This is a genomic window from Candidatus Pantoea edessiphila (assembly GCF_002933315.1).
GTDB lineage: Bacteria > Pseudomonadota > Gammaproteobacteria > Enterobacterales > Enterobacteriaceae > Pantoea_C.
This window is the reverse complement of the sequence record NZ_PDKT01000001.1, coordinates 122,270-138,979: the sequence shown is the minus strand read 5'-3', so window position 1 is coordinate 138,979 and position 16,710 is coordinate 122,270. Positions and strand designations below refer to the sequence as shown.

Genomic DNA, 16,710 nt, shown 5'->3' with positions numbered 1-16,710 from the left:
TAAAAATTATAGTAATTTATTTTTAATAAATCACATATTAAATGGTTATTTTTCTTGTAAATAGTATTATTTTTTAATGTTATCTAAATATCAAATATTTCTTTATTTGTAAATAATTTTTAAAATTCAAATAATCACGTATGACAACACATGGTCACATTATATTTGCTATAGCTAGTGCTATTTTTGCTAAACGTTTCGAAATTACTTCAGTAATGACGCAAGCAGATTGGTGGCATATTATTCCAGCTGCCTTAACTACTTGTCTTATTCCGGATATTGATCATCCTAATTCATTAATTGGGCAAAGATTTAGTTGGATTTCACAAATTATATCTTTAATTTTTGGACATAGAGGTTTTACACACAGTTTATTAGCATTGGTAATTTTATGGTTGTTTAATATGATAATTTTTAAAAAATATATAATATTACCAGATGATATACTTCAAGGGATGTTAATTGGTTATTGCAGTCATATAGTTGCTGACATAATGACTCCAGCTGGAGTAGTTTTATTATGGCCATATCGTAAACGTTTTCGTCTACCTATGATTAATAGCAGAAAAAACAAAAAACTCGAAAAAAAAATATGCATTAGTTTAGTAGGTTTTTTAATTTTATTTCCAATATACTTACCATTAATTAAATATATTTCATTATTGATAATAAAAATCATTTAATGATATTTAGACATTTATTTTAATATATTTAATTATCACGTCATATTTTACTTAAAAAACAAATTTTATCAGTTGATATTATTCAACATGATTTATTTAATAAAATATAAATTTTGTTATATATTAATAGATAACAAAAAAAATTGTTATAGGAATAAATTTAATGTCATTACAAAATGAAATCATAGAAAATTTAGGAGTTAAAGCAAAAATTAATATAAAGCAGGAAATTCGTAGAAGTATCGATTTTATGAAAAAATACTTAATTTTTCATAAAGAAATAAAAGTATTAGTACTTGGAATTAGTGGTGGGCAAGATTCAACTCTTGCTGGAAAATTATGCCAATTGGCGATATCAGAGTTAAGAAAAGATACAAATAATAATGACTATGTTTTTATAGCTGTAAGACTACCATATGGTATACAAAGTGATGAGCAAGATTGCCAAGATGCTTTAGATTTTATACAACCTGACAGATACATAATAGTAAATATTAAAAATGCAGTCTTAGCTAGCGAACAATCTCTTAAAGATGCTGGTATTATTTTATCTGATTTTGTAAGAGGAAATGAAAAAGCAAGAGAACGTATGAAAGTTCAATATAGTATAGCTGCAATAAATCAGGGAATTGTTGTAGGTACTGATCATGCAGCAGAAGCAATTACTGGTTTTTTTACGAAGTATGGTGATGGTGCTACAGATATTAATCCTTTATTTCGTTTAAATAAACGCCAAATTAAAAAATTATTAATAAATATGGGTTGCCCAAAACATCTCTATTTTAAAAAACCAACAGCTGATTTAGAAGATGATAGACCATCTCAAGAAGATGAATCTGTTTTAGGAATAAGTTATGATATCATAGATGATTATCTTGAAGGAAAATATTTACAAAGAAAATATACCAATATTATAGAATCACTTTATTTAAAAACTAAACATAAACGTCACCTACCTATCAATGTATTTGATGATTTTTGGAAATAATCACTTAGATTTAATAAAGTGAAGAATAGTTTATTTAATTTTGATAAATGATTCACAAGCTTTAGCAAATCTTTGCATACCAATATTTATTTCTTGTTCGCTTATATTTAAGGCTGGTGTAAATCGTATAACATTAGATCCAGCTATTAATACCATTACACCATGTTCCGCAGATAACTTGTTTATATAATCAGCTTTATTAATGAAACTCGCGTTTAAAACCGCACCAATCATCAATCCCAATCCTCTTATTTCTTTAAATATATTTAAATTTTTATTGATTTCATTTAAATGAGTTACAATCCATATATGACGTTGAGATACTCCTTCCATAATTTTATCTTTTTTAATTAACTCTAATACCTTTCCTGCTACTGCACCTGCTAGAGGATTTCCACCATATGTAGTACCATGAGAGCCAACATTCATCATTATTGCCAAATCTTGTTTGGTTAATACAGCTCCAATAGGGAAACCACCTCCAAGTGCTTTAGCACTTGTTAAAATATCTGGTATTACCCCATAGTACATGTAAGCATATAACCATCCAGTACGGCCAATTCCGCTTTGTACTTCATCAAAAATTAATAAAGCATCATATTTATCACATAATTCTCTTAATTTACTTAAAAAAGATATATCAGCTGGGATTACTCCTCCTTCTCCTTGGATTGGTTCAATAATCACTGCACAAGTATTTTCATTTATTAATTTAGCAACAGATTTAATATCATTAAATGAGGCGTGTTGAATTTCTTTAGGAAGTGGTTCAAAATATTTTGAATAATCGGATTTTCCTCCTGCTTTAACTGTGAAGAAAGTACGTCCATGAAAGGCATTATTAAATGCTAATATATTTATTTTATTTTTACCAAATCGATCTTTAGCTACTTTACGTGCTAATTTCATTGCAGTTTCGTTTGCTTCTGCACCAGAATTACAAAAGAAAACTTTATCTGCAAAAGTAGAATTTGTTAATTCTTTTGCTAAACGTAAAATGGGCTCATTAGTATAACCATTACCAATATGCCATAAACTAGATGCTTGTTTTTCTAAGGTTTTTTTTAATAATGGATGTGCATGTCCTAATACATTAACAGCTATTCCACCAGTAAAATCTATATAATCTTTACCACTTTGATCCCAAACAATTGAACCTTTAGCATAAACAGGTATGAATTTAGCAGGATTATAAACTGGTATCATCCATTTATCAAAATCTTGACGTAATATTTTTAATGACATGGCTTGTTATCCTATAAATCTAATCATACATTTAAATATAATAATACATGGTTATCATACAACCACTGAAAAAATATATTTAAAAAAAATAAATAAAACAAATTTGTATCTAATGAATATAATATTAAATGATTATAATATATAACTAATATATTAAAATTGAAGTAGGGTATTTATTCAAGAAGTATATTTGTCAAAAATAACACTAATATTTGTATTTCACAATAAAATAAATATAGAATAAAAAAGTATTATCAATAAAATAATTTGAATATACAAACTTAATATTACAAGTTATTGTTAATCATATTTAATCAATAATGAATAATTTTTACATATAATATTTGATTTTATAAAAGAACCAGTATAAATAGTGTTTTTTATAATTTTATGTTTAAAACATTAATGTATAGTTATTTTTTTTTGTTTAATTATATTTATTTGAAATTTTATCATTTCACTTACCAAGTCTTCTGGACAATTCTCAACAAAATAAGTTAAATCATTAATTGCGACATGCTCACAATCTAATTGAGCATAAATTAAACCACGATCTCTAATTTCGTAAGGATCATTAGGGTTTATAAGTAATAATATCCTGTTTACATTAAGAGCTAATTCCATTTTTTTTTCTTCCATCAAAGCTACTTTTAATGTTGTAAGCATTTTATATATCACACTAATAGTTGTAGCTTCATCAAGATCATCTTCATGCAATTTAGCATTTGAATCTATATTTCCTTTTAACCATGCTTCTAAAATAGATGTATTAAGTGTTTCGCCATTAAACGGATCAATTAACCAATCATAATCTTTGACTAAGCCTACACGTAAAATTAATTGTGTAGGGAAAATAATTGGCATTAAAGTTAATTTTAATTCGTTTGCTATATGAATTAAAATTATACTTAAAGATATAGCAGTTCCCTCCCTTGTTTTTAAAACTTGATCTAACCACAATACATCAGATAAGTTATAAGTACCACTAGCACCTCTAAACTTCCATTCTTGATAAAAAAGTTCAAATAATTTTTTTATCTTTAAATTAGAGTTTTTTTCTGCTCCAATATAATCTTGTGCTTTATTGACTAATAAAGATAATTGATTTTGTACAAAAGATAATGGAAAATCAGAGCGAATATCAACCATAGCATCAATAACTGCTTCACATAACATCATTTGACTAAAATCTAATTTTTTAAACAAAGTTTATAGTTCCTATATATATAAAGTTTTTAATTAAATATTTTATTAATAATAAATGAGATGTCGTAAGTATATAAAAAAGTAGCCTGAGTAATAATTTTAATATTTAATTATTATATCCATATATAAAATTATGGATTAAATTGATTTTAAAAATATAACTTGTTATTAATAAATAACAATTTTATGTTGGTGCCTTACCCAAAGTAACACGAGGATTTCCTCCATAATCTTTAATAGTGCTAATTTTTCTATATCCGTATTGTTGCATAATATTACGAACTGCTTTACCCTGTTTCCAACCATGTTCTAATAAAAGCCAACCATCATATGTTAACCAATGAAATGAGTTTTTAATTATTGCTTTTAAATCAGAAAGACCATTTTCATCAGAAACTAATGCACTAGTAGGTTCAAATCGCACATCACCTAATTTAAGATATGGACTATTAACCTCAATATAAGGAGGATTACTTACAATTAAATCAAATTTATTTTGTGGTATATTATTAAACCAATAGCTTAAAAAAAATGTAGCATTGGAAATATTAAGATTTACAGCATTATATTGAGCATTTTTAACTACTGTAGAAATACAATCAATACCAAAAACTTTACATTGTGGACGTTCACTAGCAATTGATAATGCAATTGCTCCTGTTCCCGTACCTAGATCTAATATTTTCAAAGATGGTTTTGATAGATAATTTAATGATTGTTCTACTATTATTTCTGTATCATATCTTGGAATCATTGTATCACATATAACTTTTAAAGTTAGGGACCAAAATTCACATTGTCCTATCACATACGCTAATGGTTCTCCATTAAAACGTCTTATCAATAATTCATCTAAAAATATTAATTTGTCATCATTAATTATAATCTCATCAAAAGCATACAACCAAGCAATGGATTTTCCCATTGCAAAACTTAGTATTGTTTGTGCATCCAATTTCGGGCTATCACTATGATGTAAAGTGATTATTGCTTTCTGTAACCAATTACGAATATTCATGAACTTTTTTCTGATATTGAAGATAATTGTTCAGTTTTGTATTCTTGAATAATAGGATTAATTAAAGATGCTAACTTTCCATCTAGAATTTCATCTAAGCGATAAATTGTTAAATTAATTCGATGATCAGTAACTCTTCCTTGTGGAAAATTATAAGTTCTGATACGATCAGAACGATCTCCTGTACCTAAAAGGTTACGACGCATATTAGCTTCTGCAGCATGACGTTGAGCTTTTTGTATAGCTTCAATACGAGATGCAAGTACAGTTAAAGCTCTAGCTTTATTTTTATGTTGAGAACGTTCATGTTGACATTCAACTGTAATACCAGTTGGTAAATGAGTAATACGAACTGCTGAATCAGTTGTATTAACATGTTGACCGCCTGCACCAGAGGATCGAAAACTATCGATTTTAAGATCATTGTTATTAATTTTTAATATTGATTCCTTTGTTGTTTCAGGAATTACTGCAACAGTGCATGTTGATGTATGAATACGTCCTTGAGATTCAGTATGAGGAATTCGTTGTACACGATGACCACCGGATTCAAATTTTAGTTTACCATAAGCATTTTTACTATTAACACGAATAATTATCTCTTTATACCCACCATATTCGCTGTCATTAGCATTTATAATTTGCACATCCCAATTACATATTTCAGCATAGCGAATATACATACGAGATAAATCTCCAGCAAAAATTGCTGCTTCATCTCCTCCAGTAGCAGCACGTATTTCTATGAAACAATTACGTTCATCATCAGGATCTTGTGGTAGTAATAGTAATTGTAGTTTATGTTCTAATATTTTAATTTTCGTATATGCTTCTTGTAACTCAATTTGTGCTATTTCTTGTAATTCAAAATCTTTAGATAGGCTTTTTAAGTTTTCAATATTTTTATGAATTTTTTGCCATTCTTTAAAAGAATCAGTAATAGTGGTTAACTTAGAGTATTCACGTGATAAATCACCAAAAAGTTTTTTATTTATACATACATTTAAATCAATCAAAAGATTTTCTAATTCCTTTTGGCGATGCTGAATTCCTTCAAGTTTAGTAAAAATAGAGTTTTTCATTGATTATAATTTCCGCAAAGCTTTTTCATAAAATTAATTTAGTTTAACCCTAAGCTATCACATAAAATTTTTAAATATTCATTATCACCATTACTAGCTGCTTGTTGAAGAGATTTTGTAGGTGCATGAATTAGACGATTTGTTAATTTATATATTAGTTCTTGCATCACTTTTTGAGGATCAGCACCTTGTTGTAATGCTTGTAATGCTCTTTTTTCCATTTCAATACGAATATCTTCAGCTTGTGCACGATATTTACGGACACTATGAACTGCTTTTTGTGATTGTAACCAGAACATAAATTTATTACTTTCTTGATCTACTATATTTTCAGCTTGCACTAATACAATTTTTCTTAGTGTTAAATTGGAATCTATAATTTCTTTTAGATCATCTAATCGATAAAGATGAGCATTTGGTAAGTTATTTACTTCTAATTCAACATTGTATGGAACTGAAATATCAACTAAAAATACCGGCTTATTGCCCCTTATTCTTAATGCATTTTCTATCATATTTTTAGTTATCAGTGGTAATTGACTAGAAGTTGAAGATATGATAATGTCCGCTCTATGTAAATGTTTATTTAGATCAACTTGGTTAATTACTTCAGCATTTACTTCTGCTGCTAATTTTTCAGCATTTGAACGAGTACGATTGGCAATAATCATTTTTTTTACTTTATATTTACGTAAGTGTTGTGCTACTAAGTTAATAGTTTTACCTGCTCCTAATAACAATACTATCATCTTTGATAAAGAAATACACATCTTGCAAGCTAAAGCACAGGCAGCAAATGCTATAGAAATAGCATTAGATCCTATATCAGTTTCAGATCGGATACGTTTTACTGCATGAAATACTTTTTGAAACATTTGATTAATTTCGCTATTTACGTAACTGTATTTTTGTGAAATCGCGAAAGCCTGTTTAACTTGACCAAATATCTGTGACTCACCTATTATCATTGAATCTAATCCACTAGCTACACGAATTAAATGACTTATTGCTTCTTTATTTTCATAATAATAGATACTATTATATACATATTTCTTATTTAATTTATGATAATCACAAATCCAATTTATCAGGTATTCTTGTAAATTAATTTGATTTTTTACACTAATATATATTTCTATTCTATTACACGTTGAAAGTAATACTGCACTTTGTATCATTGGTTGAGATAATAGGCTATTAAGTGCCTGATGTATTATTTCTGGCCCAAATGATAAACGGTCACGAAGGTTAGTAGGAGCAGTTTTGTGATTTACTCCAAGAACAAGCAATGTCATCAGTAATTTAAGGTTTCAAGTTAGGATATTCTATATTTAAAAATTATTATCAGTAGATATTTTATAATATAGTAACGATGAAAAACATATAAGATTATAATAATAATTTAAGTAAAATGTGCACATTTTAATCCGTGAATTAGTTTTTTCATATATCAAAAAGAATTTTTTTGTAATTTTTACATAACTTTCAAGACATTTTATAGATAGTATATGTTAATAAAAGTTATTATTCATGTTTATAAGTTTTACTTATAATAACTCAGATATTATAGTTTAATTATCAACATTATTACATTTAAGCAATTTAAAAAATGCAAAATGATTTGCAATATATTGATAAAATATTAATGAATAAATTAAAAAACTTCATTTTATTAATATAAATGAACTCATAACAAAAATCAAAAAATAGAGCAAATGAATTCTCTTCATTAAAATATATAATAATTATTCTTAAAAAACTAAAAATCTTTATTTATTTTTTATATACAATTTAATAATTAAAATAATCGATTTTTTAAAAACAATGGTAAGTTCCATGATAGATATTTGGCCATCTCCTGCAAAATTGAATCTTTTTTTATACATAAATAATCGTAGATCAGATGGTTATCATAATGTGCAAACTATTTTTCAGTTTCTTGACTACGGTGATTTACTGCAAATAAAAATAAATAATAGTGGTAATATTGAATTAACTACACAATTCAATGATATACCTAAAGAAAATAATTTAATTATAAAAGCTGCAAATCTATTAAAAAAAACAGCAAAAAATATATTACCTTTAAATGCAGGTGCAATTATTCATATAAATAAAAAATTGCCTATAGGTAGTGGATTAGGTGGAGGATCATCTAATGCCGCTACAATTTTGGTAGCACTAAATTACCTATGGAAAATTAGATTGACAATAAACGAACTTGCAAAACTCTCTTTACAATTAGGTGCTGATATACCAATATTTATCTATGGATTAGCATCTTTTGCTCAAGGAAAAGGTGAAAAAATTATACCTATTAATTTTAAAGAAAAATGGTATCTTATCACTTATCCCAATATAAAAATTAGTACTAAAGAGGTATTTAATTATTCAAATTTAACTAGAAATACAAAACATCGTAGTTTACATACACTATTAAATTTGCCTTTTACCAATGATTGTGAAAATATAGTTAGAAGTAATTTTAATAAAGTTGATGAAATTATTAATTTGCTTATGAAATATGCACCTACTAGATTAACTGGTACAGGATCTTGTGTTTTTTCTGAATTTGATAACAAAAAAAATGCTTATGATACACTTAATTTACTTCCTAAATATGCTACTGGATTTATAGCCAAAGGGATCAATATATCCCCTCTTCGTCAAGTACTTCTCATGAACAATTTATTAAGGAATTAACCAAAAAATAGTTATGTTATAAAATACTTTAATTATTAATTAAAGTATCCGATAAAAATAAGGTGATGTTAATTATTTAAATTCAATCAATAAAAAATCATCATTAAATAATGATAAGGATTATGTAATGTCGGACATGAAATTGTTTACTGGCAATGCTACTCCAGCATTAGCAAATCTTATTGCTAATCGTTTATACAGTAAATTAGGGAATATTGCTGTTAACAGATTCAGTGATGGTGAAATCAGTGTTCAAATAAATGAAAATGTACGTGGTGGTGATATTTTTATTGTTCAATCCACATGTGCACCAACTAATGATAATTTAATGGAACTATTTGTAATGGTAGATGCACTTCGCAGAGCTTCTGCTAGCCGCATTACTGCTGTTATTCCTTATTTTGGTTATGCTCGTCAAGATAGACGTGTCCGTTCCGCTAGGGTTCCTATTACTGCTAAATTAATAGCAGATTTTCTTTCTAATGTTGGAGTTGATCGTGTTCTTACCGTTGATTTACATGCAGAACAAATACAAGGTTTTTTTGATGTTCCAGTTGATAATGTATTCGGAAGTCCAATTTTATTGGATGATATGCTACATGCTAGATTAATAAATCCAATTGTTGTTTCTCCTGATATTGGTGGAGTGGTACGTGCTCGTGCTATCGCTAAATTACTAAATGATACAGATATGGCAATTATTGATAAACGCCGTCCTAACTACAATGTTGCTCAGGTAATGCATGTTATTGGAGATGTTTCTGACCGAGATTGTGTTTTAATTGATGATATGATTGACACAGGTGGTACATTATGTAAAGCAGCAGAGGCTTTAAAAGAACGTGGAGCGAAACGAGTTTTTGCTTATGCTACACATCCTATATTTTCTGGACTTGCAGCAAAAAATATACGTAATTCACTCATTGATAAAGTAATAGTATGCGATACAATTCCTTTATCTGAAGAAATAAAATCTTTAAAAAATGTTCGTTTGCTTACGTTATCTGGGATGTTAGCTGAAGCAATTCGACGTATAAACAATAATGAATCTATATCCGCAATGTTTGAACATTAATATATTAGTATTGAATATTTTTAGACATAAATGTTAATTTCTATTACAATATTTATTCGAAATATATTAATTAATATATAAAAAGTACTAAAAATGGTATAATATTACTTATGAGTAAGATTAGATTAATAGTTGGTCTTTTAAATCCAGGGAAACCATATAATTTTACAAGACATAATGTTGGTGCTTGGTATATAAATTCATTAATAGAAAAATATCATCTTTGTATAAAAAAAGATTATAGATTTTTTGGGAATACATCAAAATTATATATTGATAACCATAAATTATATTTATTAATGCCTAATACTTTTATGAATTTAAGTGGTACGGCAGTGAGAATGATGGCAAATTTTTATAAGATTTTACCAGAAGAAATTTTAATTGCACATGATGAACTTAATTTTCCTCCTGGTATAGCAAAATTTAAATATGGTGGCAGTCATGGTGGACATAATGGTTTAAAAGATATTATTAATAAATTTAATGTAAATTTTTATAGATTGAGAATTGGAATTGGTCATCCTGGTAATCAAAACAAAGTTAATCAATTTGTACTTAGTGAACCACCACATAATGAAAAAAAGCTTATTAATCATGCTATTAATCAAGCAGTAATTTGTACGGAACTATGGCTGACTACTGGTTATATTAAAGCAATTAATCGCCTTAATTCATTTAGAATTTAATATCGTAAAAAAGGAAAATCAGAATTTGGGATTTAAATGTGGTATTATAGGATTACCTAATGTAGGAAAATCCACTATCTTTAATGCAATTACTCGCGCGAATATAAAAACAGCAAATTTTCCCTTTTGTACAATTAAACCTAATATTGGTATAGTTTCAGTGCCAGATAGAAGAATGATTCTTCTAGAAACACTTCTTAAACCAAAAAATATGGTATATACAACTATAGAATTTATTGATATAGCTGGATTAATTAAAGGTGCTTCTAAAGGTGAAGGATTAGGAAATTTATTCCTAAATAATATTAGGACAGCTGAAGCTATTTGTCATGTAGTTCGTTGTTTTACAGATGAAAATATTATTCATGTTGAAGAAAAAATTAATCCAATAGAAGATGTTAGTATTGTTAATAATGAATTAATTTTAGCTGATTTAAGTATGTGTGATAATGTTATCAAACGTTTAAAAAAGAATACAAGCAGCACTAACAAAAATGTTACTAATGAAATCAGCATATTAGATAAGTGTCTAGTACACCTTTTAAACTCAAATATGTTAAGTACATTATATTTAACTGAAGAAGAAAAAAATTTAATTAGTTATTTAAATTTTTTAACATTGAAGCCAACCATATATATTGCAAATATTAAAGAAAAAAATTTAACAAATAATTATTATTTACATGAACTATATGAAATAGCTACAAAAGAAGGTTTAAAAGTAATTACCATATGCGCTTTAGATGAATTTAATAATAAATTAGATAATTATCATAATATGAATCTATTATCAGAAGAAAAATATTGTTTAAGTAGAGTGATTGAAGCTAGTTATTCATTACTAAACTTGCATACTTATTTTACTGCTAGCACAAAAGAAGTACATGCATGGACGGTACCTGTTGGAACTACGGCACCACAAGCAGCAGGTAAAATTCATAGTGATTTTAAAAAAGGTTTTATTTGTGCGCAAACAATATCCTTTGATGATTATATACTATACAAAGGAGAGCAAGGAGCAAAGTATGCGGGAAAAATGCGTTCAGAAGGTAAAAATTATATTATTAAGGACGGAGATATTATAAAATTTTTATTTAATGTTTAGTAAGTAAAATATATTGAAAATCAATCTATGTTATCTCTTTAAGTACAATTTTTAATTTTAATATTAAGTAATATTTTAAATAAAAAAATAAATAACAACAGATAATTAATTTTTTGTCTTAAAAATTCAACTACATATTTTCAATAATAGCATCACCAAATTCAGAACATCTTAAAAGAGTAGCATCATGCATTAGTCGTTGTAAATCATAAGTTACAGTTTTTTTATTTATTACTTTACATATCCCTTTAATAATAAAATCTGCAGCTTCTGACCATTTTAAGTAACGAAGCATCATTTCACCGGATAAAATAAGAGAACTCGGATTTACTGTATCATATCCTGCATATTTTGGTGCAGTACCGTGTGTAGGTTCGAATATTATACAATTATTTCCAATATTTGCTCCAGGTGACATTCCAATGCCTCCTACCTGTGCTGCAATAGCATCAGAAATATAATCCCCATTCAAATTCATGCAAGCAATTACATCAAATTCAGTTGGTTGTAATAATATTTGTTGCAAGAATGCATCAGCAAGTATTTCTTTAATAATTATAGTATTACCTGTTTTAGGATTCTGCATTTTAATCAATTGATTATGATCTATCAATTCAACATTAAATTGTTTCGCTAAAAATTCATATGCCCAATTTTTAAATGCTCCCTCAGTAAATTTCATAATATTTCCCTTATGAACTAAGGTAAGTGAATTACGATTATTATCAATAGTATATTTGATTGCTGAATTTATTAGACGCTGTGTACCTTCTTTTGAACATAACTTAATACCTATACCACATTCTTTAGAGAAACGAATTTTTTCTTTTACTTTCATTTCGTTTATTAAAAAATTTATTATTTTGTTAGCTTCAGTTGAATTAGCCTTCCATTCAATTCCAGTATATATATCTTCAGAATTTTCACGAAAAATCACTACATCAACATTTTCTGGATATTTAACTGGACTAGGAGTATTTTTAAAATAACGTATTGGACGTAAACAAACGTATAAATCAAGTTGTTGACGTAAGGCTACATTTAAAGAACTAATACCTTTAGCTATTGGTGTTGTAAGCGGTCCTTTAATAGCTACAGAATAATTTTTAATTATATTTAAAGTTTCTATTGGCAAATAAATATCTTTTCCGTAGATTTTAGTAGATTTTTCACCACAATAAATTTCCATCCAATAAATTTTTCTTGCATTTCCATAAGCTTTTTTTACAGCTTCATTTACTACCTTTATCATTACAGGTGTTATATCAATACCAATACCATCTCCTTCAATATATGGAATAATTGGGTTATTTGGACAAATTAATTTTCCATTACTTAAAACAATTCCTTTACCTTCCTTGGGAATTAGTACTTTAGATTTCATTTTAATTTTCCATGTTTAATGAATTAAATTATTAAGATATTAATTAATAAGCAATACAAATTATTAATATAATTTTTGATATTATAGCATTAAACATAATTTATTATGTTTTTAAAATTAATCATAATTTTATTTCATAAAAATTTAATGCAAATAAATTTTCTAAGAAATTAGATTTATTGATACTTTAACAAAGTATTTTATGTGAAATAATAGATAAAAATTAAGTACTAAAATGATCTTCTAATGTTATTATAAGAAAATTATTATTGTTTTTATTCACAGTGAGTTATTATTTAAATATTTTTGCATTTAGTATACAATATATACAATATGATATTTTTAAAATTAAAATTTTACATAATAAATTATAATATGTGAAATTATATAATAATTTTAAAATGATTTTATTAATATATTTCAAATATACTGAAAAAAATTAATTTATTTGGATTTTTAATATTTTTTAAATAAACAGAATATGTTTACAATCAAACAAAAAAAAGTAGTTATTGGAATGTCTGGAGGTGTTGATTCATCTGTTTCAGCTTGGTTATTAAAAAAACAAAACTATCATGTTGAAGGATTGTTTATGAAAAACTGGGAAGAAGATGATGGAGATGGATGTAATGTCACAGATGATTTAAAAGACGCACAATCAGTTTGCGATAAGATTGGTATTTATTTACATAAAGTTAATTTTTCTATTGAGTACTGGAATGATGTTTTTGAGCCCTGTCTTGAGGGGTATAGAATGGGTTATACACCTAATCCTGATATTATTTGTAATAAAGAAATAAAGTTTAAATTGTTTCTGAAATTTGCTATTGAAGAACTTAATGCTGATTTTATTTCCACTGGTCATTATGTTCGCAATCAATATTATTCAAACAATAATTGCTTATTACGTGCTGTGGATATTAAAAAAGATCAAAGTTATTTTCTTTATACACTCAATCAATATCAACTTAAAAAAAGTATTTTTCCTTTAGGGAATATAAAAAAAACACAAGTACGGCATCTTGCAAAAGAACTCAATTTTATTAATGCTATGAAAAAAGATTCTACTGGTATTTGTTTTATAGGTAAAAAAAACTTTGCTGAATTTTTAAAAAAATATTTACCATGCTGTAAAGGAGATATAGTAACTATTGATGGTGAAATAATAGGTCAACATCAAGGAGTAATATATTATACTCTAGGGCAACGTAAAGGTTTAGGAATTGGTGGTTTGCCAAAAACAAATAATTATCCATGGTACGTAATTGATAAAGAAATTAAAAATAATCGTTTAATAGTTGCTCAGGGTAAAAGTAACCTAAATTTAGCTTCTGTTGGTCTGATTGCACAAAACTTACATTGGATTGATGAAAAGTTGATCAAAAACATCTCAAGATGTACTGTAAAGACCAGATATCAACAAAAAGATATTTCGTGCAAAATAATTCCATATCTTGATAATTGTATAAAAGTAATATTTAATAAACCTATTATTGCTGTAACACCAGGTCAATCTGTTGTTTTTTATCTTGACCAAATTTGTTTAGGTGGCGGCATTATTAAAAAAAGATTACCACTAATATAATATATTATTTAATACTGTATACAACAGTTAATTGATATGTTATATATTTTTAATATTCAAATAATACTAATTATTTGGTTTATGAAACTGAAAAATATATTAATTTAGGAATTAAAAAAATGGAATCATCTATTTTAACAAATATATCACCAATAGATGGTCGCTATAGAAATATAGTAAATGAATTACGCAATGTTTTTAGTGAATATGCTTTCTTTAAATATCGTATAAAAATTGAAATTAATTGGTTACAAAAACTTTCTGATACTAAAGAAATTAAGGAAATTCCTGTTTTTTGTAAAAAAACAAAAGATTTTCTCAATGCAATAATTGATAATTTTAATGAAAATGATGCTAATCGTATAAAATATATTGAAAAAAATACTAATCATGATATAAAAGCATTAGAATATTTTATAAAAGAAAAAATAATAACTATTTCTAATTTAAAAAAAATTTCTGAATTCGTTCATTTTGCTTGTACATCTGAAGATATTAATAATTTGTCTTATGCATTAATGTTAAAAACAGCTCTTTACGATATAATTATACCGTGTTGGGATCAATTAATTAATGCGATAAAAACTTTAGCAAAAAAATACAAAGATATACCATTATTATCAAGAACACATGGACAACCTGCTACTCCTTCTACTATTGGTAAAGAAATGGCAAATACTGTATTTCGTATGCAGCGTCAATTACAACAATTAAAAAAAATAGAAATTTTAGGTAAAATAAATGGTGCAGTAGGAAATTACAATGCTCATATTGTTGCATATCCAAATGTTAATTGGATTGAATTAAGCAAAGAATTTGTAACATCTTTAGGAATAAAATGGAACCCGTATACTACACAAATTGAACCACATGATTATATATCAGAATTATTTGATTGTATTACGCGTTTCAATAATATCTTAATTGATTTTAATCGTGATATTTGGAGTTATATCTCTTTAAATTATTTCAAACAAAAAATCATTAATCATGAAGAGATAGGTTCTTCGACTATGCCTCATAAAATAAATCCTATTGATTTAGAAAATTCTGAAGGCAATCTTGGTATAGCTAATGCAATGATGAGACATTTATCAAGTAAATTACTCATATCTAGATGGCAACGAGATCTTACTGATTCTACCGTATTACGTAACATAGGAGTTAGTATAAGCTATTCAGTTATAGCATATAAATCAGCATTAAAAGGCATTGATAAATTAGAAATAAATAAAAAGTGTATAATTAATGATTTAAATAATAATTGGGCTATTTTAGCTGAACCCATCCAAACGATAATGCGCCGTTATGGTATTAACAAACCTTACGAAAAATTAAAAGATATAACATATGGTAATAATATTGATTCATTAACTATATATAATTTTATAGACACACTTAATATCCCAAAAAAAGAGAAAGAACGTTTAAAAAAATTAACACCTTGCAATTACCTTGGGTATGCTATTAAATTAGTTGATAATTTAGATTAAAATAATGATTTGTACAAGATATTGTTATGTTTTCAATAAATATAATAATCAAAATCTCAAACTAATTTAATAATTATTAAAAAATCATGTCTTTTTTAATTTATTGATCTTCATATTTATTTTTATAAAAATAAATACAAATATAATTATTAATTATAATGTAATTGAATTATTTTAATTAATATTATTTTCACAAAAATTATTTTTTTTAAAAAACAACTAATGATTTACCTATTTTTATACTCTTTCATTGCTAATTTAATTACTTTAATTACATAATAATAGATGATTAATTATTATTATCATTAATATTTTTTAATATTTATTAAATGAATTAACTTACTGCAAAATTAGTAAAAAAACAATATAAATTTAATTGAATTTATCTAACTATACTAATTATAGTATTTATTGTAAGAATAACTTTAAATATCAAGATAAGACAATAATAGTT

At 26.0% G+C, this 16,710-nt stretch carries 14 protein-coding genes; 8 read left to right on the top strand and 6 right to left on the bottom strand.

The genetic code is table 11. The features are described from left to right. The first annotated feature begins 140 nt into the window (after positions 1-140). On the top strand, positions 141-683 hold the full coding sequence (locus CRV12_RS00730) for a metal-dependent hydrolase (protein WP_136130737.1): 543 nt from the start codon (positions 141-143) through the stop codon (positions 681-683). A gap of 163 nt (positions 684-846) precedes the next feature. Beyond that, the gene (gene nadE, locus CRV12_RS00725) at positions 847-1,671 is read left to right on the top strand and encodes an ammonia-dependent NAD(+) synthetase (protein WP_136130736.1); all 825 of its coding nucleotides are present in this window, start codon (positions 847-849) and stop codon (positions 1,669-1,671) included. A 30-nt stretch (positions 1,672-1,701) separates the two neighbouring features. Here nadE and CRV12_RS00720 read toward each other — a convergent pair whose 3' ends face one another. From CRV12_RS00720 to hemA, 5 genes are all read right to left on the bottom strand, one after another. Next, complete coding sequence (locus CRV12_RS00720) at positions 1,702-2,916, bottom strand: bifunctional succinylornithine transaminase/acetylornithine transaminase (protein WP_136130735.1); 1,215 nt, start codon at positions 2,914-2,916, stop codon at positions 1,702-1,704. 402 nt (positions 2,917-3,318) lie between these two features. Next, the gene (gene sirB1 / locus CRV12_RS00715; protein WP_277870465.1) at positions 3,319-4,122 is read right to left on the bottom strand and encodes an invasion regulator SirB1; all 804 of its coding nucleotides are present in this window, start codon (positions 4,120-4,122) and stop codon (positions 3,319-3,321) included. Between the two features lie 184 nt (positions 4,123-4,306). Beyond that, positions 4,307-5,140 carry a peptide chain release factor N(5)-glutamine methyltransferase gene (prmC, locus tag CRV12_RS00710; RefSeq protein ID WP_136130734.1) on the bottom strand — a complete coding sequence of 278 codons (834 nt, stop codon included), beginning with the start codon at positions 5,138-5,140 and terminating at the stop codon, positions 4,307-4,309. Then, positions 5,137-6,222, bottom strand: a complete 1,086-nt coding sequence (prfA, locus tag CRV12_RS00705; protein ID WP_136130733.1) for a peptide chain release factor 1 — start codon at positions 6,220-6,222, stop codon at positions 5,137-5,139. The genes prmC and prfA overlap by 4 nt, the downstream gene beginning before the upstream one ends. A gap of 38 nt (positions 6,223-6,260) precedes the next feature. Further along, on the bottom strand, positions 6,261-7,517 hold the full coding sequence (hemA, locus tag CRV12_RS00700) for a glutamyl-tRNA reductase (RefSeq protein WP_136130732.1): 1,257 nt from the start codon (positions 7,515-7,517) through the stop codon (positions 6,261-6,263). A gap of 541 nt (positions 7,518-8,058) precedes the next feature. On the opposite strand from hemA, the gene ispE reads away from it, so the two are divergent. From ispE to ychF, 4 genes are all read left to right on the top strand, one after another. Continuing rightward, positions 8,059-8,925: a 4-(cytidine 5'-diphospho)-2-C-methyl-D-erythritol kinase gene (gene ispE / locus CRV12_RS00695; RefSeq protein WP_136130731.1), complete on the top strand. Its 867-nt coding sequence runs from the start codon at positions 8,059-8,061 to the stop codon at positions 8,923-8,925. Positions 8,926-9,052: 127 nt separating this feature from the next. Beyond that, positions 9,053-10,000: a ribose-phosphate pyrophosphokinase gene (locus CRV12_RS00690; protein ID WP_136130730.1), complete on the top strand. Its 948-nt coding sequence runs from the start codon at positions 9,053-9,055 to the stop codon at positions 9,998-10,000. 110 nt (positions 10,001-10,110) lie between these two features. Beyond that, positions 10,111-10,689 (top strand): aminoacyl-tRNA hydrolase, encoded by a 579-nt coding sequence (gene pth, locus CRV12_RS00685; RefSeq protein WP_136130729.1) that lies wholly within the window; start codon positions 10,111-10,113, stop codon positions 10,687-10,689. A gap of 25 nt (positions 10,690-10,714) precedes the next feature. Beyond that, entirely contained in the window at positions 10,715-11,794 is a 1,080-nt protein-coding gene (ychF, locus tag CRV12_RS00680; RefSeq protein WP_136130728.1) for a redox-regulated ATPase YchF, read from the top strand. Positions 11,795-11,924: 130 nt separating this feature from the next. Here the strand turns inward: ychF and icd are convergent, their stop codons facing one another. Beyond that, positions 11,925-13,178 (bottom strand): NADP-dependent isocitrate dehydrogenase, encoded by a 1,254-nt coding sequence (gene icd / locus CRV12_RS00675; RefSeq protein ID WP_136130727.1) that lies wholly within the window; start codon positions 13,176-13,178, stop codon positions 11,925-11,927. Between the two features lie 481 nt (positions 13,179-13,659). On the opposite strand from icd, the gene mnmA reads away from it, so the two are divergent. Then, positions 13,660-14,763, top strand: coding sequence for a tRNA 2-thiouridine(34) synthase MnmA (gene mnmA, locus CRV12_RS00670; protein ID WP_136130726.1), 1,104 nt, complete (start codon positions 13,660-13,662; stop codon positions 14,761-14,763). A 119-nt stretch (positions 14,764-14,882) separates the two neighbouring features. Beyond that, entirely contained in the window at positions 14,883-16,256 is a 1,374-nt protein-coding gene (purB, locus tag CRV12_RS00665; RefSeq protein ID WP_136130725.1) for an adenylosuccinate lyase, read from the top strand. The last annotated feature ends 454 nt before the right edge of the window (positions 16,257-16,710 follow it).

What these genes read in the sequence shown, in the direction of transcription:
- CRV12_RS00730 (WP_136130737.1), top strand. Translation starts at nt 141, where the DNA reads ATGACAACACATGGTCACATTATATTTGCTATAGCTAGTGCTATTTTT.
- nadE (WP_136130736.1), top strand. Translation starts at nt 847, where the DNA reads ATGTCATTACAAAATGAAATCATAGAAAATTTAGGAGTTAAAGCAAAA.
- CRV12_RS00720 (WP_136130735.1), bottom strand. Translation starts at nt 2,916, where the DNA reads ATGTCATTAAAAATATTACGTCAAGATTTTGATAAATGGATGATACCA.
- prmC (WP_136130734.1), bottom strand. Translation starts at nt 5,140, where the DNA reads ATGAATATTCGTAATTGGTTACAGAAAGCAATAATCACTTTACATCAT.
- prfA (WP_136130733.1), bottom strand. Translation starts at nt 6,222, where the DNA reads ATGAAAAACTCTATTTTTACTAAACTTGAAGGAATTCAGCATCGCCAA.
- hemA (WP_136130732.1), bottom strand. Translation starts at nt 7,517, where the DNA reads ATGACATTGCTTGTTCTTGGAGTAAATCACAAAACTGCTCCTACTAAC.
- ispE (WP_136130731.1), top strand. Translation starts at nt 8,059, where the DNA reads ATGATAGATATTTGGCCATCTCCTGCAAAATTGAATCTTTTTTTATAC.
- CRV12_RS00690 (WP_136130730.1), top strand. Translation starts at nt 9,053, where the DNA reads ATGTCGGACATGAAATTGTTTACTGGCAATGCTACTCCAGCATTAGCA.
- pth (WP_136130729.1), top strand. Translation starts at nt 10,111, where the DNA reads ATGAGTAAGATTAGATTAATAGTTGGTCTTTTAAATCCAGGGAAACCA.
- icd (WP_136130727.1), bottom strand. Translation starts at nt 13,178, where the DNA reads ATGAAATCTAAAGTACTAATTCCCAAGGAAGGTAAAGGAATTGTTTTA.
- mnmA (WP_136130726.1), top strand. Translation starts at nt 13,660, where the DNA reads ATGTTTACAATCAAACAAAAAAAAGTAGTTATTGGAATGTCTGGAGGT.
- purB (WP_136130725.1), top strand. Translation starts at nt 14,883, where the DNA reads ATGGAATCATCTATTTTAACAAATATATCACCAATAGATGGTCGCTAT.